Origin of the sequence: Acidovorax radicis, assembly GCF_020510705.1 — a bacterium.
Classification (GTDB): Bacteria; Pseudomonadota; Gammaproteobacteria; order Burkholderiales; family Burkholderiaceae_C; genus Acidovorax; species Acidovorax radicis_A.
This window is the reverse complement of record NZ_CP075184.1, coordinates 4,308,097-4,328,312: the sequence shown is the minus strand read 5'-3', so window position 1 is coordinate 4,328,312 and position 20,216 is coordinate 4,308,097. Positions and strand designations below refer to the sequence as shown.

The following is a 20,216-nucleotide window of genomic DNA, read 5'->3' as shown; positions in this document are numbered from 1 at the left end:
CGCCGGGAGCTGCCATGGACGCTGTTGCCCACTTCACCCAGCTTGCGCGCTACAACGTGTGGGCCACGGCGCGCGTGCTCGATGCCGTGCGGGCGCTGCCCGAGGATGACTACCGGCGCGATGCGGGCCTGTTCTTCCACAGCATTCACGGCACGCTAAACCACCTGCTGGTGGGTGAGCACCATCTGTGGTTTGTGCGCTTTGCCGAAGGCATCTCGCCCAAGGTGGCGCTGGATTCCGAGGTGGAGACCGACCGCGCGCAGCTCGATGCCCGGCTGCGTGAAGGCGCTGCCCGTTGGGCGCCGCTGATCGCCTCGTTCAAGCCCGACCGCTGGAGCGGCACGCTCGACTACACCACCATGCGCGGCACGGCGGCATCGCTGCCGTTTGCGGCCACGCTGGCGCATGTGTTCAACCACGGCACGCACCACCGGGGCCAGATCACTGCGGCATTGACCGCGCTGGGCCAGCCCTGCCCCGAGCTGGACTTCGTCTACTTCTTGCAAAACCCGTCCAAGCCATGAGCCAGAACCTGTCCATCACCCAAACCGGCGCGGTGGCGCGCATCACGCTCACGCAGCCCGAGATTCGCAACGCCTTCAGCGACGAAGTCATTGCCGAGATTACCGCGGCCTTCACCGACGTGGGCAGCCGCGCCGATGTGCGCGCCGTGGTGCTGGCGGCCGAGGGGCCCGCGTTCTGTGCAGGCGCCAACCTGAACTGGATGCGCCGCATGGCCGACTACACGCGTGACGAGAACATCGCCGACGCAGGCAAGCTGGCCGAGATGCTGCGTGTGATCTACGAATGCCCCAAGCCCACGGTGGCACGCGTGCAGGGCGATGTGTATGCGGGCGGCATGGGCCTGGTGGCCGCGTGCGATATGGCCGTGGCGGTGGACACGACGGGTTTTTGCCTCAGCGAAGTGAAGCTGGGCCTCATCCCCGCCACCATCAGCCCCTATGTGATCCGCGCCATGGGCGCACGCGCGGCGCACCGGTATTTCCTCACCGCCGAGCGCTTTGATGCCGCCGAGGCGCTGCGCATCGGCTTCGTGCATGAAGTGGTGGCCGCAGACCAGCTCGATGCCAAGGTCGATGAGCTGCTCAAAGCCCTGACCACCGCCAGCCCCAACGCCGTGCGCGTGTGCAAGAAGCTGGTGATGGATGTGGCAGAGCGCGAGATCAACGCAGGCCTGATCGCCGCCACCGTGCAGGGCATTGCCGACATCCGCGCCAGTGACGAGGGCAAGGAAGGCGTGCAGTCTTTCTTGAACAAGCGCAAGCCGAACTGGTTGGGCTGATCGGTACCGGCCATGGACACCCTCTGGTTCAACATCGTGCAGTGGCTCCACACGCTGGGGCTGCATGTGGATGGCGGCACTGCGCGCGCCGTGGGCGACGCGGCGGCCACAGCAACTGCAAAACTCGACATGCCCAGCCTGCTGGCGCTGGCCGCCGCACTGGGCTGGGCCAGCGGCTTTCGGCTGTACGCCGTGGTGTTCCTCGTCGGCATGATGGGCGTGCTGGGCTGGATGCCCCTGCCCCCCGGCCTGGCCATGCTGCAGCACCCGCTGGTGCTGCTGGTCAGCGGCTGCATGCTGATGGTGGAGTTTTTTGCCGACAAGGTGCCCTGGGTGGACAGCGCCTGGGACGCCATCCACGCCTTCATCCGCGTACCCGCTGGCGCTGCCTTGGCGTACGGCGTGTTCGGCGCCGACAACGCCACCATGGCCGTCGTCGCGGGGCTGCTGGGCGGCTCGCTGTCGGCCACGGCGCTGGCCACCAAGATGACCACGCGCGCGGCGATCAACACCTCGCCCGAGCCGTTTTCTAACTGGGGTATGTCGTTCTTTGAAGACGGCCTGGTGGTGGCCGTGTTGTGGCTGGCCACGCAGCACCCGGTGGCGTTTGGTATCGCGCTGGTCGTGATGGTGGTCGTGTCGGTGCTGCTGCTGGTGGTGCTGTTCAAGTTTTTGCGCGCCGTGGTGCGGCGCTTGTCCTCACTCTTTTCTGGTTCTGCCAAGGTGGCTTAAATGTTTACAAAAATTTTGATTGCAAACCGGGGTGAGATCGCTTGCCGTGTGGCCGCGACCGCCAAGCGCCTGGGCGTGAAAACCGTCGCCGTGTACTCCGATGCCGACGCCCAGGCCAAGCACGTGGCCGTCTGCGACGAAGCCGTGCACATCGGCGGCAGCGCGCCCAAGGACAGCTACCTGCGCTGGGAGCGCATCATTGCCGCTGCCAAAGCGACGGGCGCGCAAGCCATCCACCCGGGCTACGGCTTCCTGAGCGAGAACGAAGACTTCGCCAAGGCCTGTGCCGACGCAGGCCTGGTCTTCATCGGCCCCCCCGCCAGCGCCATCAATGCGATGGGCCTGAAGGCCGAGTCCAAGCGCCTTATGGAGCAGGCCCAGGTGCCCCTGGTGCCGGGCTACCACGGCGCTGACCAGGACCCGGCGCTGCTGCAACGCGAGGCCGACCGCATTGGCTACCCGGTGCTCATCAAGGCCAGCGCGGGCGGCGGTGGCAAGGGCATGCGCGCGGTGGACAAGGCCGAGGACTTTGCGGCGGCGCTCGAGTCGTGCAAGCGCGAGGCCATCAACAGCTTTGGTGACGACGCGGTGCTGGTGGAGAAATACGTGCAGCGCCCGCGCCACATTGAGATCCAGGTGTTTGGCGACACGCACGGCAACTGCGTGTACCTGTTCGAGCGCGACTGCTCCGTGCAGCGCCGCCACCAGAAGGTGCTGGAGGAAGCGCCTGCGCCAGGCATGACGGCCGAGCTGCGCGCCCGCATGGGCGAGGCTGCGGTGGCTGCCGCGCGGGCGGTGAACTACGTGGGCGCGGGCACGGTGGAGTTCATCGTCGAGCAGCCCGGCGGCTACGACGCGCCCGAGCAGATGAAGTTCTACTTCATGGAAATGAACACGCGCCTGCAAGTGGAGCACCCCGTGACCGAGGCTATCACCGGCCTGGACCTGGTGGAGTGGCAGTTGCGTGTGGCCTCTGGCGAACCGCTGCCACTGAAGCAGGAAGATCTGCGCATCCACGGCCACGCCATCGAGGCGCGCATTTGCGCCGAGAACCCCGACAACAACTTTCTGCCCGCCACCGGCGCGCTCAATGTGTATTCGCTGCCCGAGTGTGTGACCTTCGAACGCGCGAATGGGAGCGACACGGGTGTCGCGGTGCGCGTCGACTCCGGCGTGCGCCAGGGCGATGCGATCAGCCCGTTCTACGACTCCATGGTGGCCAAGCTCATCGTGCACGGCGACACGCGCGAGCAGGCGCTGGCGCGTCTGGATGAAGCGCTGGCGCAGACCCACATCGTGGGCCTGGCAACCAATGTGCAGTTTTTGCGCCGCGTGGCGCGCACCGATGCGTTTGCCAAGGCGCAACTGGACACCGCGCTCATCCCGCGCGAGCAGGCCGTGCTGTTCCACCAGGAGCCCGTGGGCCTGCCGCTGGCCGCTGCCGCTGCCGTGGCGCAGACCCTGCTGCACGAGCGCGCCAGCGAAGGCGTGGACCCGTTCAGCCGCCGCGACGGGTTCCACACGCATGGCGTGGTGCAGCGCCGCTTTGAATTCGAATTTGGTGGCGAGCACGCCAAGGCGCTGCTGACTTATGAGCGTGGCGGCAATCTGCACTTGGCCGTGGGCGAAGGCGATGCTGCCGCGGCCGGGCCGCTGGTGTTTTCTGCGCGGGCCGACGGCATTGAGCTGCAGTTTGCCGGCCAGCGCACCCGCGCTGCCGTGTATGCGCAGGGCGAGGTGGACCACATATTCACCCCGCTGGGCGCCACGCAGATCACCGCCATCGACCTGCTGGCCCATGCGGGCGAGGCAGCGGCCGAAGGCGGGCGCCTCACGGCCCCCATGCCCGGCAAGGTCGTGTCGTTTGCCGTGAAGGCGGGCGACGCCGTGACCAAGGGCCAACCGCTGGCGGTGATGGAAGCCATGAAGATGGAGCACACCATTGCCGCCCCGGCCGACGGTGTGGTGCAGGAGCTGCTGTACGCGCCCGGCGACCAGGTGACCGAAGGGGCAGAGCTGCTCAAGCTTTCCGCTGCGTGACAGCACGTAGCGGCAGGGCGCTGTACGCTCGGCAGCCATGAAGATCACTTTTTGCTGTACCGACACCAAGGCCGAGCCCTGGCTGCAAGGCCTGTCCGCCGCATTACCCGGCGCTGATATTTCCGTGTGGCAACCGGGCGCGCCGCAGGCCGACCACGCCGTGGTCTGGGCGCCGCCCCAGCAGTTCATGGACGAGCAAGCGGGCCTCAAGGCGCTGTTCAACATCGGCGCGGGTGTGGATGCGCTGCTCAAGCTGCGCCTACCGCCCCAAGCCCTGGTGGTGCGCCTGGACGATGCAGGCATGGCCGTGCAAATGGCCGAATATGTGTGCCACGCCGTGATCCGCCATTTCCGCGAGTTCGACGGTTACGAGGCCGACATGGCGGCCGGGCGTTGGGGCTACCGCAAGCCCCGCATGCGCAGCGATTACCCCATCGGCGTGATGGGCCTGGGCGTGCTGGGCGAGCGCGTGGCCAAGGCGCTGGCGCAGTTTGACTTCCCCATCAACGGCTGGAGCCGCAGCCCTAAGGCGATCGATGGCGTGCGCGCCTTCACGGGTGCGGACCAGTTCAACGACTTTCTTGCCGCCAGCCGCGTGCTGGTCAACCTGCTGCCCCTCACACCTGACACTGTCGACGTCATCAACAAGGACACACTGGGCCGCCTGTTGCCCGGCGCCTACGTGATCAACGTGGCGCGCGGTGCGCACCTGGTGGATGAAGACCTGCTTGCCGCCATAGCCAGCGGCCATGTGGCCGGCGCCACGCTCGACGTATTCCGCACCGAGCCGCTGCCCGCAGGCCACGCGTTCTGGAACCACCCCCGCATCACCATCACCCCGCACACCTCGGCGCGCACGCTGCGCGACGAGAGCATTGCGCAGATCGCACGCAAGATGGCGGCACTGCAGCGGGGCGAGGTGGTGGCGGGCATCGTCAACCCTGCACGCGGCTACTGAGACTGCTTTCGCGTGCTTTCAACCCTTTGAGGCTTTCCATGATTTCCTCCATTCCCTCTCGCGTGCGGCTCATTGATGTGGGCCCCCGCGACGGCCTGCAGAACGAGAAAACCCCCGTGCCCGCCGCCGTCAAGGTGGAGCTGGTGCACCGCCTGCAAGCGGCGGGGCTGCAGGAGATTGAGGTCACCAGCTACGTGTCGCCCAAATGGGTGCCGCAGATGGGCGACAACCACGAGGTGATGAGCGGCATCGCGCGCCAGCCGGGTGTGGCGTACTCGGTGCTCACGCCCAACCTCAAGGGTTTTGAGGCAGCCGTGCTTGATAAGCCCGACGAGATCGTGGTGTTCGGCTCGGCCAGCGAGGCCTTCAGCCAGCGCAACATCAACTGCAGCATTGCCGAGAGCATCGAGCGCTTTGCTCCCGTGGTGCAGGCCGCGCTGGCAGCAGGCATCCGTGTGCGCGGCGCCATGAGCTGCACCGTGGGCTGCCCGTACGAAGGCGATATTGCCCCTGAGCGCGTGGCGTACCTGGCGGGCCTGCTCAAGGGCATTGGCGTGCAGCGCGTGGACGTGGCCGACACCATCGGCGTGGGCACGCCGCGCAAGGTGCAGAAGGCGCTGGAGGCGACGCTGCAGCATTTCGGTATCGACGACGTGTCGGGCCACTTTCATGACACCTACGGGCAGGCGCTGTCCAACACGCTGGCCGCGCTGGAGCTGGGCGTGTGGAACTTCCAGTCGTCCGTGGCCGGGCTGGGCGGCTGCCCCTATGCCAAGGGAGCCACCGGCAATGTGGCCACCGAAGACGTGGTGTACATGCTGCAGGGCATGGGCATCGAGACGGGCATCGACCTCGACAAGCTCATCGACGTGGGCGCGTACATCAGCGATTTCCTGGGCCGCAAGCCCAACTCCCGCGCTGCCAATGCCTTGCTGACCAAACGCGCGGGCTGAACGTTCGGGTTGTTCAGTGCGTGATTTCAGCTGCTGCCGGCGATGCGGCCTGAGTGGATGAGCTACCGCTCGGTTAAGCAGGGCATGTCGTGCTTGCGGAGATTTGCGTAAAAGAAGACGCCTCGTTGTCGTTGGTTTCGCATTTCCATAAGAGCGGCGCTTCGGGTAGAAGGGCTGCTGATGGTGTTGCTTTTGTGCATAAATTGTAAAAGGTGGAGCGATTCAACTGGCGTGAGCCAGTCACGGTTACATAAAATTCAGGTAGGTTTGTATCGGCCGTGGCGGACACCCCGACCAAGCCGAGACATCACCACCCCTTGATAGATAAAAGCATAAAAGGAAATCTCATGCAAAAGACGAATCGTTTGGCACTGGCTGTGCTGGCTCTCCTGGGCAGCACTGCTGCTTTCGCTCAAAGCAGCGTCACGCTGTATGGCCGCGTGAACACCACGGTGGAACGCCAAGAAGTGGGCGACGTCAAGACCACCGGTCTGTACAACAACTCTTCGCGTTTCGGCTTCAAGGGCACGGAAGATTTGGGTGGTGGTCTGAAGGCTGGTTTCCAACTGGAAAGCGGTTTCAACTCTGACACCGGTGCTTCGGCAGCGACCTTCTTCGGTCGTCAAAGCGAAGTGAACCTGTCGGGCAATTTTGGTGCTGTGCGCCTGGGTCGTTTCACTGCCGAGTCCTACTACGCAACCGCTGACTACGTCAGCATGCACAACCATGATACCGGCTCGTCGTCCGATGCGTTCTACGCCTATGTGATGCCCGATGCCAACAAGATCGCTTACCGCACGCCCACGTTCGGTGGCCTGACGGTTGACGCTGCCGTGGCTCTGCACGAGCAAGCGGTGGGCGGCAAGAACGCGTTTGACCTGGCTGCCAACTACAACATGGGCCCTCTGGCTCTGGGCGCTGGCTACTCCAAGCAAGGCGACGTGAACCAGTTCGCAGTGCGCGCTCTGTACACCTTCGGCGCTTTTGCTGTGGGTGGTTACATCCAGCGTGACGAAGATGCTTACGTGCTGAATGGAGGCAAGCGCAACACGTTCCGTCTGGCTGGTGCCTATAACCTGGGCGCTTCGGAATTCCACGTGAACGTCGGCCGTGCTGGCGAGTACAAGAACGTGAACGACAGCGATGCAACGCAGTACACCTTGGGCTACAACTACAACCTGAGCAAGCGCACCAAGGTTTATGGTTACTATACCCACGTGAACAACAGCCGCAATGCGGCTTACATGTCCAACGTTGCTGGTGCTGATTTCAGCTCCGTGGCAGTGGGCATTCGCCACAACTTCTAATGGAAGTTTGATCTCAGCAACCTGGTGGGCTGAGAGTTAAGTTCAAAAGAAAAAGGCCTCGCATCCCCTCCAAGGGGAGCGAGGCTTTTTGCGTTTTTGCGCCCGTTTTTTTCGGCGTTTGGCCAGCCGTCGGAAAATCCGGTAAAAGGGGGCGACGAAAGCGGGTGGGTGCGCTCAGCGCTGCACCGTCCGCCAGCCTATAAACCCCTGTATCTCTTCCGCACCTCATGAAGCCCTTGCCAGACACCGTGCAGCGCGTTGCCGCACAATTGCAGGCCCTTGGCCATCCTCACCCACCGCAAATGCTCGACGATGCGGCACGCACAGCGCGCCAGGCGGCCGATGCGCTGGATATTGAGGTCGGTCAGGTGGCCAAGAGCATCATCTTTCGACGCAAAGGCGACGATGCGGCCGTGTTGGTCATTGCGTCAGGCGACCGCCGCGTGGATGAGCGAAAAGTGGAGGCCCTGGTGGGCAAGATCGGCCGGGCAGATGCCGAATTTGTGAAGGCACGCACCGGGTTCTCGATTGGCGGTGTGGCGCCGCTTGCCCATGCCATGCCCGGTGTGGTGTTGATTGACCGCGAGCTGCTGCGCTTTGAGGTACTGTGGGCCGCAGCGGGCCATCCGCACGCGGTGTTCCCGCTCTCGCCAGCAGATCTTGAGCGCCTCACAGGGGCTCCGCTGGCCGATGTCACCGAATCGGTGACCGAATCTCCCGCTGTGCCATGAGTGCTATGCAAACAATAGCTGCTCACGCAAACAGATTAAGCGCCGCAGGCTATTTTGATCTAAATTCTGACGAAGTCGTGCCTTCACCCTGTGTGTCGGTCTGCCGCATGGCGGAAGACGGCAGTGTGTGCGAGGGATGTTTTCGCACCCTGGACGAGATCCGACGTTGGTCGGGGCTCGATACCAAGGCGCGGCGCATAGTCTGGGCACGCCTGCTGCAGCGGGCGGGCGCGCCTGTGCCAGAGACCTTAGCGACTGCAAAGTAGCCATGAAGCACATCACGTTCTATCTGGATTTCGTTTCGCCCTATGCGTGGCTCGCGTTTGAGCGCTTGCCAGATGTGCTGGAGGGGCTGAACTACAGCGTCGTCTACAAGCCCGTATTGTTGGGGGCCCTGCTGCAGCAGCATGGCAATCCGGGGCCGGCGGGCATCGCCCCCAAGCGCGCGTGGACCTACCGCCACGTAACCTGGCTTGGACACGCGCAGGGCACACCGCTGCAGATGCCCGCGCGCCATCCGTTCAACCCCTTGCCTTTGCTGCGCCAGTCGCTCGCCTGCAGCGACGATGGCGGCATCAACCGTTTTGTGGCGGGCACTTTGTTGCGCCACGTGTGGCAAGGCGGGCAGGATGCGCTGGATGCGCAGCGGCTTACAGCGTTGGCCGCAGAGCTGTCTCAGCAGCAACGGCCAGGGCAAGACGCTACCAGCGATCTGCCCAAAGCGCTGCTGCGGGCCAACACCGAGGCTGCCCAGGCTGCTGGCGTGTTTGGCGTGCCTGCGTTCGAGGTGGATGGCAAGCTGTTCTGGGGGCTGGATGGCTTGCCCATGCTGCGCGCTTATCTCGACGGCGATGCCTGGTTTGATGGGCCCGACTGGGATGCCGTCAGTCAGCTTGCATCGGGCCTTCCGCCCCAAAACAAGGACACTCCCGCATCCTGAAAGTGTCCCCGAGGGTTTCACCCTAAGTTGTCAGAGACCGGTCAGTTTGGTGAAAGGTCTTGTTGGTTTCGCGTCAGAGCGCGGTCAGTGCTATCTCCAAGAATGCATGTAGCCCGCCGCTGTGCGGTCTGAATAACCAATAGGAGACAAATACCATGGCAACTGTTCATCCCGCGCCCCGGCCGATGACGGCGGAAGAGAGGAAGGTCATCTTCGCGTCGTCACTCGGAACCGTTTTCGAGTGGTACGACTTTTATCTTTACGGCTCGCTCGCGGCCATTATCGCCAAGCAGTTCTTCAGCGGGCTTGACGCTGGCTCGGCCTTCATCTTCGCGCTGCTGGCGTTTGCTGCGGGCTTTATTGTTCGTCCTTTCGGTGCCATCTTCTTTGGCCGCCTGGGTGACATGATCGGTCGCAAATACACGTTCCTGGTCACTATCCTGATCATGGGCCTGTCCACCTTCATCGTGGGTATCTTGCCCAACTATGCGTCGATTGGCGTGGCCGCTCCGGTCATTCTGATTGCCCTGCGCATGTTGCAGGGTCTGGCGCTGGGTGGCGAGTATGGTGGTGCAGCGACCTATGTGGCCGAGCACGCACCCCACGGCAAGCGCGGTGCTTACACGGCCTGGATTCAAACCACGGCCACGATGGGCCTGTTCCTGTCGCTGATGGTGATTCTGGGAACGCGGACCATCCTGGGTGAAGCCGCTTTTGGCGACTGGGGCTGGCGTGTTCCCTTCATCGTGTCGATCCTTTTGCTGGCGGTGTCGGTGTGGATCCGTCTGTCGATGAATGAATCGCCTGCGTTCCAGAAAATGAAGGCCGAGGGCAAGACTTCCAAGGCGCCCCTGACCGAGTCTTTCGGCCAGTGGAAGAACCTCAAGATCGTGATTCTGGCGTTGGTGGGTTTGACCGCCGGCCAGGCCGTTGTCTGGTACTCGGGCCAGTTCTATGCGCTGTTCTTCCTGACGCAGGCGCTCAAGGTCGATGGTGCTGCTGCCAACATCTTTGTGGCGGTGTCGCTGTTGATCGGTACGCCGTTCTTCCTCGTGTTCGGCGCGCTGTCCGACAAGATCGGCCGCAAGCCCATCATCTTGGCTGGCTGCCTGCTGGCTGCGCTGACATATTTCCCGGTTTTTGAAGCACTCACCAAGGCGGCCAACCCCGCACTGGCAGAAGCGCAAGCCAAGAACAAGGTCACGATCACGGCCGACCCTAACGAGTGTTCGTTCCAGTTCAACCCCACTGGCACGTCCAAGTTCACCAGCTCCTGCGATATCGCCAAACAAGTGTTGGCGGGCGCTTCGGTGAGCTACGACAACGTCGACGCACCTGCAGGCACTGTGGCTACGATCAAGATCGGTGAAGTCGCCATTCCCTCGTACGCCAGCAAGGGCCTGAGCGCTGATGACGCCAAGAAGAAGGACGCAGAGTTCAAGAAGCTCGTGGCCGAAGACCTGAAGACGGCGGGTTACCCCACCAAGGCAGACCCCGCCCGTATCGACAAGGTGATGGTCACCATCATCCTGACCTACCTGGTGCTTTTGGTGACCATGGTGTATGGCCCCATTGCCGCCATGCTGGTGGAAATGTTCCCGACCCGCATCCGCTACACATCGATGTCCTTGCCGTACCACATTGGTAACGGCTGGTTCGGCGGCTTGCTGCCCACGACGGCGTTTGCGATCGTGGCCCAGACCGGCAACATGTACAACGGCCTGTGGTACCCCATCATCATCGCCGCAGTGACGGTGGTGATTGGTGGACTGTTCATCAAGGAAACCAAGGACGTTGACATCTACGCCAACGACTGATCGGCGTTAACCAACCGATGTGCAGGGCCCGCCTCGCAAGGGGCGGGCCCTGTGTTCCATCAAGGGGCTTGAAGGCCGGTCGGCAGGGGTGTATTGCCCGTGCCGCCAGTGCGCAGAGTCGTTGCACTGCCTCTGATTCTGGCCGCGCCCTGTCAGGCTACAGGCCCCTTGATTGAACAAAACCATCGAAGGAGTTTGATATGTGGAAGATAGTGGTTGGCTTCGTCGTGTTTGCGGCGCTGTCCATGTACGTCATCATCAACGCGGGCGACAAGGCCGACATGGGGGGCGAGAAACACGGCGCCGATGCGGTGCATGCGCCAGACGCGCCAGCAAGCAATACGGCGCCTGCGGCGGCTCCAGCCCCGGCTGCCAGTGCGCAGTGATCAATCTGTGATGCGACGCGGTCCGGCCTACCAGGTCCAAAGCGTTTCAGTTGACAGCGTCGCTGTGTGCGACGGGCATTGAATACGTTTTGATCGTCAAGGGATACGCCCGAAAAGCCTGGTGCCGTGAAGGCTCCGGGCTTTTTTGTGTGGCATTGGTGCCTTGACCCGCAGAAAGACATAGGCCCGGACAAAACCGGGCCTATGGCATGTCAGAGCAGAAACGGTCAGCGGCGGAATCTGCCGTCCGTGCCAATGATGGAGAGGTCTGCAAAATCCAGCCCGGTATGGTCCTCGGGGCTGTAGTTCACCTCCAGGCCTCCGAGGTCAAACTTGCGAATGCTCTCAAGGGCGGCCTGGATCTTTTCGCGGCTGGGTTTGGGCCCCGCGCGCTTGAGACCCTCGACCAACACCTTGGCCGCTGCAAACCCTTCGAGCATGGCGGGCGAGATCTCCGCCATCCCCTTGGCCTTGGCCAGCTCTTGCGCTTCTTTCACCATGGGGTAGGTCACGGCCCGCTCATTGGGGTACACCTGCGTGACGATCACGCCACGGGCATTGGCTCCCAGGCTCTTAATGAATCCGCCAGACGCGTTGTTGGACAAGGTCACGATTTGCGCCGCAGACCCCGCCGCCCTTAGTGCCGCGCCCGCGTCCACCACCGCAGAGCCCGAGGCGATCATCAACACCGCTTGCGCGTCGGCTTTGGTCACCTTGTTGGCAATCGGTGCAAAGTCGGGTTTGGCACGGTTGAACTTTTCGAGCACCACAGGCGTGAGTTTGGCTGCCGTCAGGCCTTTTTCAGCGCCCATCACGCCATCGGCCCCAAAGCTGTCGTCGGCATACATCACGGCGATGCGGGTGATGCCCATCGACGCCAGGTGGGTCATGGCCTTTTCAGCTTCGCGCTGGTAAGTGGCGCGCACGTTGAACACGTTTTTGCGCACCGGCTGGTGCAGCACCATTGCCCCGGTCGAGGGGCCCACCAGTGCCACGCCGTGTTTTTCAAGCAGCGGGATGATGGCCTCGGTGTGCGGGGTGCCCCGGTTCAGGAACATCACGGACACGTTGTTTTCTTCGATCAGCTTGCGCGCATTTTCAGCAGCGAGCTTGGGGTCAAATTTGTCGTCTAGAGAAATCAACTCGATCTTCTGGCCGTTGACGCCCCCTTTGGCGTTGATGGCATCGATATATAGCAGTGCGCCATCGGTCGTTTCTTTCACCCCGGCCGCCACCTGGCCCGTAAACCCCGCCGTCTGGCCGACCAGAATCTGGGCCTGGCACGCGGTACCTAGCGAAAGCACCAGGGCCGCGCCGGCCCACAGTTGTTGCCATTGTTTCACGGGGGTCTCCTCCTATGTCTACACAAAGGGGGCAGTCTACGTGCATGCAGCGCAGGCGTCTCGAGGGTTTTTTCGGAGTGCACCCTTCCAAACCACGCTCTTTGCACCACATCAACATCACCACAATGCGTTTTGAGGGTAATCCGGCGTGCTCGGCGCACTGGGCCCATGCTCCCTAGAATCTTCTGCCTCACACCCGAAAGACCGTTTCCATGACCCAGGGACTGATCCGTATCCGCGGCGCACGCCAGCACAACCTCAAGAACCTGGATCTGGACATCCGCACCGGCGAACTCACGGTGGTCACGGGCCCCAGCGGCTCGGGCAAATCCAGCCTGGTGTTCGACACGCTCTATGCCGAGGGCCAGCGTCGTTACGTGGAAACCTTCAGCGCCTATGCGCGCCAGTTCCTCGACCGCATGGACAAGCCCGCCGTCGACAAGGTCGAGGGCGTGCCCCCGGCCATTGCCATCGACCAGACCAATCCCGTGCGCTCCAGCCGCTCCACGGTGGGCACAATGACGGAGTTGAACGACCACCTGAAGTTGTTGTTCGCCCGTGCAGGTCAGTTGTTTGACAAGCAGACGGCGCAGCCCGTGCGGCACGACACGCCCGAGACCATCTATACAGAACTGCAGCGACGCAGCACCGAAGCCGGAGACCCGCGCATCGTGCTGACTTTTCCGGTGGAACTGCCCGGTGGCACCAGCGCGGAGCAGGTTGAGCAATGGCTGTCGGCCAGCGGCTTCACCAAGGTGCAGGCCGAGCGCGAGGTGGCCACGCCCACCGGCCCGCGCAAGGTGCTGGATGTGGTGGCTGACCGGTTTCGACTGGGCAATGCCGAGAAGGCGCGGGTGATCGAGGCGATTGAGGTGGCACTCAAGCGCGGCACAGGTCGCTTGAATGTCTATGTCATCCCCCAACCCGTTCAGCCTGAGCCTGTCGAAGGCCGGGACAGTGTTTCGACTAGCTCAACCCGAACGGAGGCAGGAGCACTAACGCCGGAACTCTGGCGCTTCTCCACCGGCCTGCACTGCCCCGACAGCGACCTGCGCTACAGCGATCCCATTCCCTCCGCCTTCTCGTTCAACTCCGCCGTGGGCGCGTGCGACAGCTGCCGGGGTTTTGGCCGCGTGATCGGGGTGGACTATGGCCTGGTCATCCCCAACGACAAGCTCACGCTGCGCGCGGGTGCCATCAAGACCATCCAGACCCCTGCCTGGAAAGAGGCGCAGGACGACCTCATGCGCCACGCCGAGACGGCCGGCATCCCGCGCGACACGCCCTGGTACAAGCTCACCGACGACCAGAAGAAATGGGTCATCGGTGGCGCGCCCGGCTACAAGGACGGGCAGTGGAGCAAGCAGTGGTATGGCATCAAGCGCTTCTTTGAGTACCTGGAAAGCAAGGCCTACAAGATGCACATCCGCGTGCTCTTGTCCAAGTACCGCAGCTACACGCCATGCCCCACCTGCGCGGGTGCGCGGCTCAAAACCGAAAGCCTGCTCTGGCGCATCGGCCGCAAGGAAGATGACGATGCGGTGCTGGAGCCCGGCAAGCGCTTCATGCCCGAGGGCGTTTTGTGGTCGCGCAAACAGCTAGAAGCGCTGCCTGGCCTGTGCCTGCACGACCTGATGCTGCTGCCCATCGACCGCCTGCGCCAGTTCTTTGCGCGCATGCAATTGCCGGTGGGTGACGATGCCAAGGGCGGTGACGCACAGGCACTGAAGCTGCTGCATGAAGAGATCACCACGCGCCTCAAGTACCTGTGCGATGTGGGTATTGGTTACCTCACGCTCGACCGCCAAAGCCGCACGCTCAGTGGCGGCGAGGTGCAGCGCATCAACCTCACAACGGCGCTAGGCACCTCGCTCGTCAACACGCTGTTTGTTCTCGACGAGCCCAGCATCGGCCTGCACCCGCGCGACATGCACCGCATCACCGAGGCCATGCTGCGCCTGCGCGATGCGGGCAACACCCTGGTGGTGGTGGAGCACGACCCCGCCGTGATGCTGGCGGCCGACCGCATGATCGACATGGGCCCCGGCCCGGGCCGCCTGGGCGGGCAGATCGTGTTCGACGGCACCACGGCCGATTTGCGCAACGCAGACACGCTCACCGGCGCCTACCTGGGTGGGCGCAAACATGTGGGCTTTGGCTTCAAGCGCATGGTGACCGAAGCCACCCCTCGCCTCATCCTCGAAGGCGCGCGCGAGCACAACCTGCAGAACGTGTCGGTCGAGTTCCCGCTGCAGCGCCTCGTCACCGTGACCGGCGTGAGCGGCTCCGGCAAGTCCAGCCTGATCCAGGACGTGCTGGCCCCCGCACTGCTGCGCCACTTTGGCAAGGCCACCGACACGCCCGGCGCGCACGACCGCATGCTGGGCGCCGACCATCTGTCGGATGTCGTGTTTGTCGATCAATCCCCCATCGGAAAAACCGCTCGATCCAACCCCGTGAGCTACGTGGGCGCGTGGGACAGCATCCGCGAACTGTTTGCCGTGGCGCCGCTGTCCAAGCAGCGCAGCTACACCGCCGCCAAGTTCAGCTTCAACAGCGGCGACGGGCGCTGCCCCACCTGCGGGGGCTCGGGCTTTGAGCATGTGGAGATGCAGTTTCTGAGCGACGTGTACCTGCGCTGCCCCGATTGCGACGGCAAGCGCTACCGTCCCGAGATTCTGGAGATCACCATCGAGCGGGGTACCGAAGGGCCCTCCGGTAGCCGCCGCAGCCTCAACGTGGCGGACGTGCTCGCCCTCACGGTGGCCGAGGCGGCGGACTTTTTTGCCAATGACCGCGATGTGATCCGTGCGCTGCAGCCCATTGTGGATGTGGGGCTCGAATATGTGGCGCTGGGCCAGCCCGTGCCCACGCTGTCCGGCGGCGAGGCGCAGCGCCTCAAACTCGCGGGCTTCCTGGCCGAGGCCGCACGCAGCGCATCCAAATCACGCCAGACCGTGGCGCGCAAGGGCACGCTGTTCCTGTTCGACGAGCCCACCACCGGCCTGCACTTTGACGACATCGCCAAGCTCATGCGCGCGCTGCGCAAGCTCATCGACGCGGGGCACTCACTCATCGTCATCGAACACAACCTGGACGTGATCCGCGCGAGCGACTGGCTCATCGACCTCGGCCCCGAGGGCGGTTATGCCGGTGGGCTCATCGTGGCCGAAGGCACACCCGAGGACGTGCGCCAACACGCCACCTCGCACACCGGCCTGGCGCTGCGCGAGTACGAGTTGACGCTGGGCGTGGGCGGACACTCGGTGCACGAGAAAGCGGCGGTGCTACGAAAATCAGAGCGGCTGGCGCTTATGGATAAAGCGCCAGAGGCCAAAAATGCCATACAAATCGTCAACGCCAAGGAGCACAACCTCAAGAACCTGAGCGTGGACATCCCACGCGGCAAGTTCAACGTGGTGACGGGCGTGAGCGGCTCGGGCAAGTCCACGCTCGCGTTCGACATCCTGTTCAACGAAGGTCAGCGGCGTTACCTCGAATCGCTCAACGCCTACGCCCGCAGCATCGTGCAGCCCGCAGGGCGGCCCGAGGTGGATGCCGTGTACGGCATTCCGCCCACCGTCGCCATCGAGCAGCGCCTGTCGCGCGGCGGGCGCAAGTCCACCGTGGGCACGACCACTGAGGTGTGGCACTTCCTGCGCCTGCTGTACGTCAAGCTCGGCACGCAGCACTGCACCAAAGACGGCGCCGCCGTGCAGCCGCAAACCCCCGAGAGCATCGCGGCCCAGCTGCTCACGCATTTCCGCGGGCAGCACATCGGCCTGCTCGCGCCGCTGGTGATGAACCGCAAAGGTGTGTACACCGAGCTGGCCGACTGGGCGCGCCCGCGTGGCTACACCCACCTGCGCGTGGATGGCAATTTTTTGCCAACCACCAACTTTCCGCGCATCGATCGCTTCAAGGAGCACACCATTGAGCTGCCTGTTGCCAGCCTTGATGTGTCGCCCGAGAACGAAGCCCAGCTCCGCAAGGCACTGGCCGACGCGCTCACCCACGGCAAGGGCGTGGTGCATGTGCTCAGCAGCATTGGCACGCTGGCCGCCGCCATGGAAAACGGTGCGCCCACAGCGGGCATCGGCCATTTGCATGCGTTCTCTACCAAGCGCGCCTGCCCCGTGTGCGCCACCAGCTATGCCGAGCTGGACCCGCGCCTCTTTTCCTACAACAGCAAACACGGTTGGTGCCCCGACTGCGTGGGCACGGGCGTCAAGCTCACCAAGGACCAGCGCAAGGTGTTTGACGACTCGGTGCAAGACGACAAGGAAAAAGGCCGCGAGCAGACCTTTGCCGAGCCCGAGGTGGAAGACCTGGCCGACACCGCCTGCCCCAGCTGCAGCGGTACACGCCTGAACGCCACGGCAAGGGCGGTTCGATTTGCAGGTGTAGGAATTACCGACATCGCCGCGCTGTCGGTGACGGATGTGCGCCGCTGGATCGAAACCCTGCGCATCGAAGGGGGCATGACCCAGCGCGAGGGCGACATTGCCCGCGACCTGGTGCCCGAGATCCAGAGCCGGCTTGAATTCCTCGAAGAGGTCGGCCTGGGCTACCTCACGCTGGACCGGGGCGCGCCCACGCTGAGCGGTGGCGAGGCGCAGCGCATTCGCCTGGCTGCGCAGCTGGGCAGCAACCTGCAGGGCGTGTGCTACGTGCTCGACGAGCCCACCATCGGCCTGCACGCGCGCGACAACCAGATTTTGCTCAACGCCCTGCACAAGCTGGGCGACAAGGGCAACACGCTGGTGGTGGTGGAGCACGACGAAGACACCATCCGTCGCGCCGACCACATCATCGACATTGGCCCGAGCGCCGGCAAACGCGGCGGGCGCCTGGTGGCGCAGGGCAGCGTGGCCGACATCACGGGCGCCCCCGATTCGCAAACCGGCCGCTACCTGCTGCACGCCATGAAGCACCCGCTGCAGCTGCGCCGCAGCATGGCGGCCAGCGAGGTGAGCGCCGAAGCCACCGCCGCCTTTGCCCGGGCCGAAGCCGCAGCGCCCACCGGCCGGCAAAGCGCCGCCGTCAAGAAGCGAGCAGCCCAGGCTGCATCGCTGGCGGCGGATGCGTTGACCGAAGCCAAGGAACGCGCCGCCATGCGCTGGCTGACCGTGCATGGCGCGCAGTTGCACAACCTGCAGAACGTGACGGCCACCGTGCCGCTGCACCGCCTGGTGGCGGTGACGGGCGTGAGTGGCTCGGGCAAGTCCACCCTGGCGCGTGATGTGTTGCTGGCCAACGTGCAGGCCTGGGTGCAACAGCGCAGTACCAAGGCCGGGCGCGATGCCATGGATGCAGGCAAGGCGCCGCCGCTGGTGGGTTGCACAGGGCTGTCGGGCTTCGAGAGCATCGACCGCGTGCTCGAAGTGGACCAGACGCCGATTGGCAAAACGCCGCGCAGCTGCCCCGCCACCTACATCGGCTTTTGGGACACCATCCGCAAGCTGTTTGCCGAAACGCTGGAGGCCAAGGCGCGTGGCTATGCCGCCGGGCGATTCAGCTTCAACACCGGCGAAGGCCGCTGCCCCAGCTGCGAAGGCGCGGGCGTGCGCACCATCGAGATGAGCTTCTTGCCCGATGTGAAGGTGCCCTGCGAGACCTGCCACGGCGCGCGCTTCAACCCCGAAACGCTGGCCGTGACCTGGCGCGGCAAAAGCATTGGCGACGTGCTGCAGATGGAGGTGGACGAGGCCGTGGGCTTCTTCGCCACCATGCCCAGCATTGCGCACCCGCTGCAACTGCTCAAGGACGTGGGGCTGGGCTACCTCACGCTGGGCCAGCCCTCGCCCACGCTGAGCGGTGGCGAGGCGCAGCGCATCAAGCTCGTCACCGAGCTGACCAAGGTGCGTGACGAAGTGGGCCGCCGGGGCCAGAAAGCGCCGCACACGCTGTATGTGCTGGACGAGCCCACCGTGGGTCTGCACATGGCCGACGTGGACAAGCTCATCCGCGTGCTGCACCGCCTGGTCGATGGCGGCCACAGCGTGATCGTGATCGAGCACGACCTGGATGTGATCGCCGAGGCCGACTGGATCCTGGACCTGGGGCCGGAGGGCGGCAACGCAGGGGGGCGGATCGTGGCCGCTGCGACGCCCGAGGATGTGGTGGCGGCGGGCACGCACACGGGCAAGGCGCTGGCGCACGTGTTGGCGCGCTGAGCACCAGCCAGCACACGGCCCACCGGCTGCCGTCTGGCCGGTGGTGCTATGCCGCCATGGTGTGGATGGGCCGTGGTGGGCGGTGGACCTGGACCAGCGCTGCGCTTGGCAAGCCGGTGCGCGCACAGCCCTGTCGGTCCATGTCCTACGCGCAGCGCAGCACATGGCGCACGCGCTGCGCGCAGAGCGCTTCCTACGATGAAGTCCAGGGATCAGCGCCAGGAGCGCAACCCTTCCTGGCAACCCATCAACACCTACGGACGCTCATCACCATGAACTCATTTTTCAAAACCTGTACTGCGTTGGCGGCTACTTCTGTTTTGCTGGTCGCCTGCGGCGGTGGCAACGATGACGACCCCACGCCCAGCAATGAGCCAGGCGTGCTGACCGTGACAAGCGCAACCGTTGGCGCCCTCAATGGCGTGTATGGCAATGGCGCCCTGAACCTCACCGATGTGGATAAGAAAAACCCGGTGGGTTCCGTGCCCGAGTTGTGCACTTTCCGTTTTGACGGCGCCAACAAGGTGGGATCGCCTGCGACGGCGTTTGGTGATATTCGCTATCGCCCAGACGCAACGGGGCTTTACCAGGCTTTCCTGACCTTTGATGGCAAGGAATACGGCAGCGATGACGCCACCGACACGGTGGTGGCGCGCGATAAAGAGCAGATTCGTTTGACAAGCAAAACGCTGACCGCCACCGATGGCTCCAACGCTACGCTGCGCGTCACCGGCATCGTGCCGATGCGCACCAACCGGCCTTCTGGCTGTTAAGCCGGCGTCGGTTTTACCCCCATTTTTTTGTCTCCCTCCCCCGGTCTCTTCGACCGGTTCGCCCCCACAGCCTCGGCCGTGCGGGGTTTTTTTGCGCCCAAGCTGCCTGGAGCGGCGTAGCCAAATGCAGGCCAGTAAATCAGCATCCCGTGCCAGCAGGCGAGGGGCATCGGTGTGCGCCCGGCGGGTGCGGCGGGGCAGGGCGCGGCCTCTGGGAGATGGTGAACACGTTATGAAGGGTTGGGCGTGCGTTCCTTCGAAGAGCATGCGGCACGGACAGTCGCAACCCCTGCCGCGCAGCGGCACAATGCGGGTGGGCGATGGGACTCTGAATGGCGTCGCGCTGCTCTCCTTACAACCCTCCCCCCTTTTATGCCTGCACCACCTAGCGGCCAGCACATCGTGGCATGGCTGCACCCCCATGCCCCTGCCAAGCCGGCGGAGGGCGCCCCCTGCAATGGTTGCGGGCTGTGCTGTCTGGCCGAGCCCTGCCCGCTGGGCGTGCTGGTGTCGCGGCGCAGGTCTGGCGCTTGTGTTGCCTTGCGCTGGAGCGACGGTGACCGGCGTTACCGTTGTGGCATGGTGACTGACCCAGCCAGTGTGACCGGCATCACCAAGCCCTGGGTTTTGCGTGGCCTGTCATTGCTGGCGAAGCGCTGGATTGCGTCAGGGGTGGGCTGCGATGCGCGCCTGGATGCACAAGGGCTGCCGCCATCGACCGGCTTGTGAAGCGGTTGCTTCTGTTTTGATAGCTGAT

General features: G+C 64.1%; 16 protein-coding genes. 15 read left to right on the top strand and 1 reads right to left on the bottom strand.

The annotated features are described in order from the left end of the window. The first annotated feature begins 14 nt into the window (after positions 1–14). From KI609_RS19775 to KI609_RS19720, 12 genes are all read left to right on the top strand, one after another. Positions 15–524 (top strand): DinB family protein, encoded by a 510-nt coding sequence (locus tag KI609_RS19775; RefSeq protein WP_226445247.1) that lies wholly within the window; start codon positions 15–17, stop codon positions 522–524. Next, a complete protein-coding gene (locus KI609_RS19770) occupies positions 521–1,303 on the top strand; it encodes an enoyl-CoA hydratase/isomerase family protein (RefSeq protein WP_226445246.1) in 783 nt (260 codons plus the stop codon). Before KI609_RS19775 ends, KI609_RS19770 begins: the two co-directional genes overlap by 4 nt. 12 nt (positions 1,304–1,315) lie before the next feature. Continuing rightward, positions 1,316–2,035: a DUF4126 domain-containing protein gene (locus KI609_RS19765; protein WP_226445245.1), complete on the top strand. Its 720-nt coding sequence runs from the start codon at positions 1,316–1,318 to the stop codon at positions 2,033–2,035. Next, positions 2,036–4,075, top strand: coding sequence for an acetyl/propionyl/methylcrotonyl-CoA carboxylase subunit alpha (locus KI609_RS19760; RefSeq protein ID WP_226445244.1), 2,040 nt, complete (start codon positions 2,036–2,038; stop codon positions 4,073–4,075). Between the two features lie 37 nt (positions 4,076–4,112). After that, positions 4,113–5,033 carry a 2-hydroxyacid dehydrogenase gene (locus KI609_RS19755; RefSeq protein WP_226445243.1) on the top strand — a complete coding sequence of 307 codons (921 nt, stop codon included), beginning with the start codon at positions 4,113–4,115 and terminating at the stop codon, positions 5,031–5,033. 38 nt (positions 5,034–5,071) lie between these two features. Further along, positions 5,072–5,986: a hydroxymethylglutaryl-CoA lyase gene (locus tag KI609_RS19750; protein ID WP_226445242.1), complete on the top strand. Its 915-nt coding sequence runs from the start codon at positions 5,072–5,074 to the stop codon at positions 5,984–5,986. 347 nt (positions 5,987–6,333) lie between these two features. Beyond that, positions 6,334–7,293, top strand: coding sequence for a porin (locus KI609_RS19745; protein ID WP_226445241.1), 960 nt, complete (start codon positions 6,334–6,336; stop codon positions 7,291–7,293). Positions 7,294–7,520: 227 nt separating this feature from the next. Next, positions 7,521–8,024 carry a YbaK/EbsC family protein gene (locus KI609_RS19740; protein ID WP_226445240.1) on the top strand — a complete coding sequence of 168 codons (504 nt, stop codon included), beginning with the start codon at positions 7,521–7,523 and terminating at the stop codon, positions 8,022–8,024. Next, on the top strand, positions 8,021–8,290 hold the full coding sequence (locus tag KI609_RS19735) for a DUF1289 domain-containing protein (protein WP_226445239.1): 270 nt from the start codon (positions 8,021–8,023) through the stop codon (positions 8,288–8,290). The genes KI609_RS19740 and KI609_RS19735 overlap by 4 nt, the downstream gene beginning before the upstream one ends. A 2-nt stretch (positions 8,291–8,292) precedes the next feature. Further along, positions 8,293–8,964, top strand: coding sequence for a 2-hydroxychromene-2-carboxylate isomerase (locus tag KI609_RS19730; RefSeq protein ID WP_226445238.1), 672 nt, complete (start codon positions 8,293–8,295; stop codon positions 8,962–8,964). A 155-nt stretch (positions 8,965–9,119) separates the two neighbouring features. Further along, the gene (locus KI609_RS19725) at positions 9,120–10,781 is read left to right on the top strand and encodes an MFS transporter (RefSeq protein WP_226445237.1); all 1,662 of its coding nucleotides are present in this window, start codon (positions 9,120–9,122) and stop codon (positions 10,779–10,781) included. A gap of 200 nt (positions 10,782–10,981) precedes the next feature. Continuing rightward, positions 10,982–11,167: a hypothetical protein gene (locus tag KI609_RS19720; RefSeq protein WP_226445236.1), complete on the top strand. Its 186-nt coding sequence runs from the start codon at positions 10,982–10,984 to the stop codon at positions 11,165–11,167. Between the two features lie 227 nt (positions 11,168–11,394). Here KI609_RS19720 and KI609_RS19715 read toward each other — a convergent pair whose 3' ends face one another. Then, positions 11,395–12,510 carry an ABC transporter substrate-binding protein gene (locus tag KI609_RS19715; protein WP_226445235.1) on the bottom strand — a complete coding sequence of 372 codons (1,116 nt, stop codon included), beginning with the start codon at positions 12,508–12,510 and terminating at the stop codon, positions 11,395–11,397. Between the two features lie 212 nt (positions 12,511–12,722). Between KI609_RS19715 and uvrA the strand changes: the two genes are divergently transcribed. From uvrA to KI609_RS19700, 3 genes are all read left to right on the top strand, one after another. Next, positions 12,723–18,686: an excinuclease ABC subunit UvrA gene (gene uvrA / locus KI609_RS19710; protein WP_226445234.1), complete on the top strand. Its 5,964-nt coding sequence runs from the start codon at positions 12,723–12,725 to the stop codon at positions 18,684–18,686. A 272-nt stretch (positions 18,687–18,958) separates the two neighbouring features. Further along, the gene (locus KI609_RS19705) at positions 18,959–19,459 is read left to right on the top strand and encodes a hypothetical protein (protein WP_226445233.1); all 501 of its coding nucleotides are present in this window, start codon (positions 18,959–18,961) and stop codon (positions 19,457–19,459) included. Positions 19,460–19,831: 372 nt separating this feature from the next. Beyond that, positions 19,832–20,188: a hypothetical protein gene (locus KI609_RS19700; RefSeq protein ID WP_226445232.1), complete on the top strand. Its 357-nt coding sequence runs from the start codon at positions 19,832–19,834 to the stop codon at positions 20,186–20,188. The last annotated feature ends 28 nt before the right edge of the window (positions 20,189–20,216 follow it).

Excerpts from the sequence above, each read along its gene's own strand:
- KI609_RS19775 (WP_226445247.1), top strand. The coding sequence starts at position 15 with ATGGACGCTGTTGCCCACTTCACCCAGCTTGCGCGCTACAACGTGTGG.
- KI609_RS19770 (WP_226445246.1), top strand. The coding sequence starts at position 521 with ATGAGCCAGAACCTGTCCATCACCCAAACCGGCGCGGTGGCGCGCATC.
- KI609_RS19765 (WP_226445245.1), top strand. The coding sequence starts at position 1,316 with ATGGACACCCTCTGGTTCAACATCGTGCAGTGGCTCCACACGCTGGGG.
- KI609_RS19760 (WP_226445244.1), top strand. The coding sequence starts at position 2,036 with ATGTTTACAAAAATTTTGATTGCAAACCGGGGTGAGATCGCTTGCCGT.
- KI609_RS19755 (WP_226445243.1), top strand. The coding sequence starts at position 4,113 with ATGAAGATCACTTTTTGCTGTACCGACACCAAGGCCGAGCCCTGGCTG.
- KI609_RS19750 (WP_226445242.1), top strand. The coding sequence starts at position 5,072 with ATGATTTCCTCCATTCCCTCTCGCGTGCGGCTCATTGATGTGGGCCCC.
- KI609_RS19745 (WP_226445241.1), top strand. The coding sequence starts at position 6,334 with ATGCAAAAGACGAATCGTTTGGCACTGGCTGTGCTGGCTCTCCTGGGC.
- KI609_RS19740 (WP_226445240.1), top strand. The coding sequence starts at position 7,521 with ATGAAGCCCTTGCCAGACACCGTGCAGCGCGTTGCCGCACAATTGCAG.
- KI609_RS19735 (WP_226445239.1), top strand. The coding sequence starts at position 8,021 with ATGAGTGCTATGCAAACAATAGCTGCTCACGCAAACAGATTAAGCGCC.
- KI609_RS19730 (WP_226445238.1), top strand. The coding sequence starts at position 8,293 with ATGAAGCACATCACGTTCTATCTGGATTTCGTTTCGCCCTATGCGTGG.
- KI609_RS19725 (WP_226445237.1), top strand. The coding sequence starts at position 9,120 with ATGGCAACTGTTCATCCCGCGCCCCGGCCGATGACGGCGGAAGAGAGG.
- KI609_RS19720 (WP_226445236.1), top strand. The coding sequence starts at position 10,982 with ATGTGGAAGATAGTGGTTGGCTTCGTCGTGTTTGCGGCGCTGTCCATG.
- uvrA (WP_226445234.1), top strand. The coding sequence starts at position 12,723 with ATGACCCAGGGACTGATCCGTATCCGCGGCGCACGCCAGCACAACCTC.
- KI609_RS19705 (WP_226445233.1), top strand. The coding sequence starts at position 18,959 with ATGAACTCATTTTTCAAAACCTGTACTGCGTTGGCGGCTACTTCTGTT.
- KI609_RS19700 (WP_226445232.1), top strand. The coding sequence starts at position 19,832 with ATGCCTGCACCACCTAGCGGCCAGCACATCGTGGCATGGCTGCACCCC.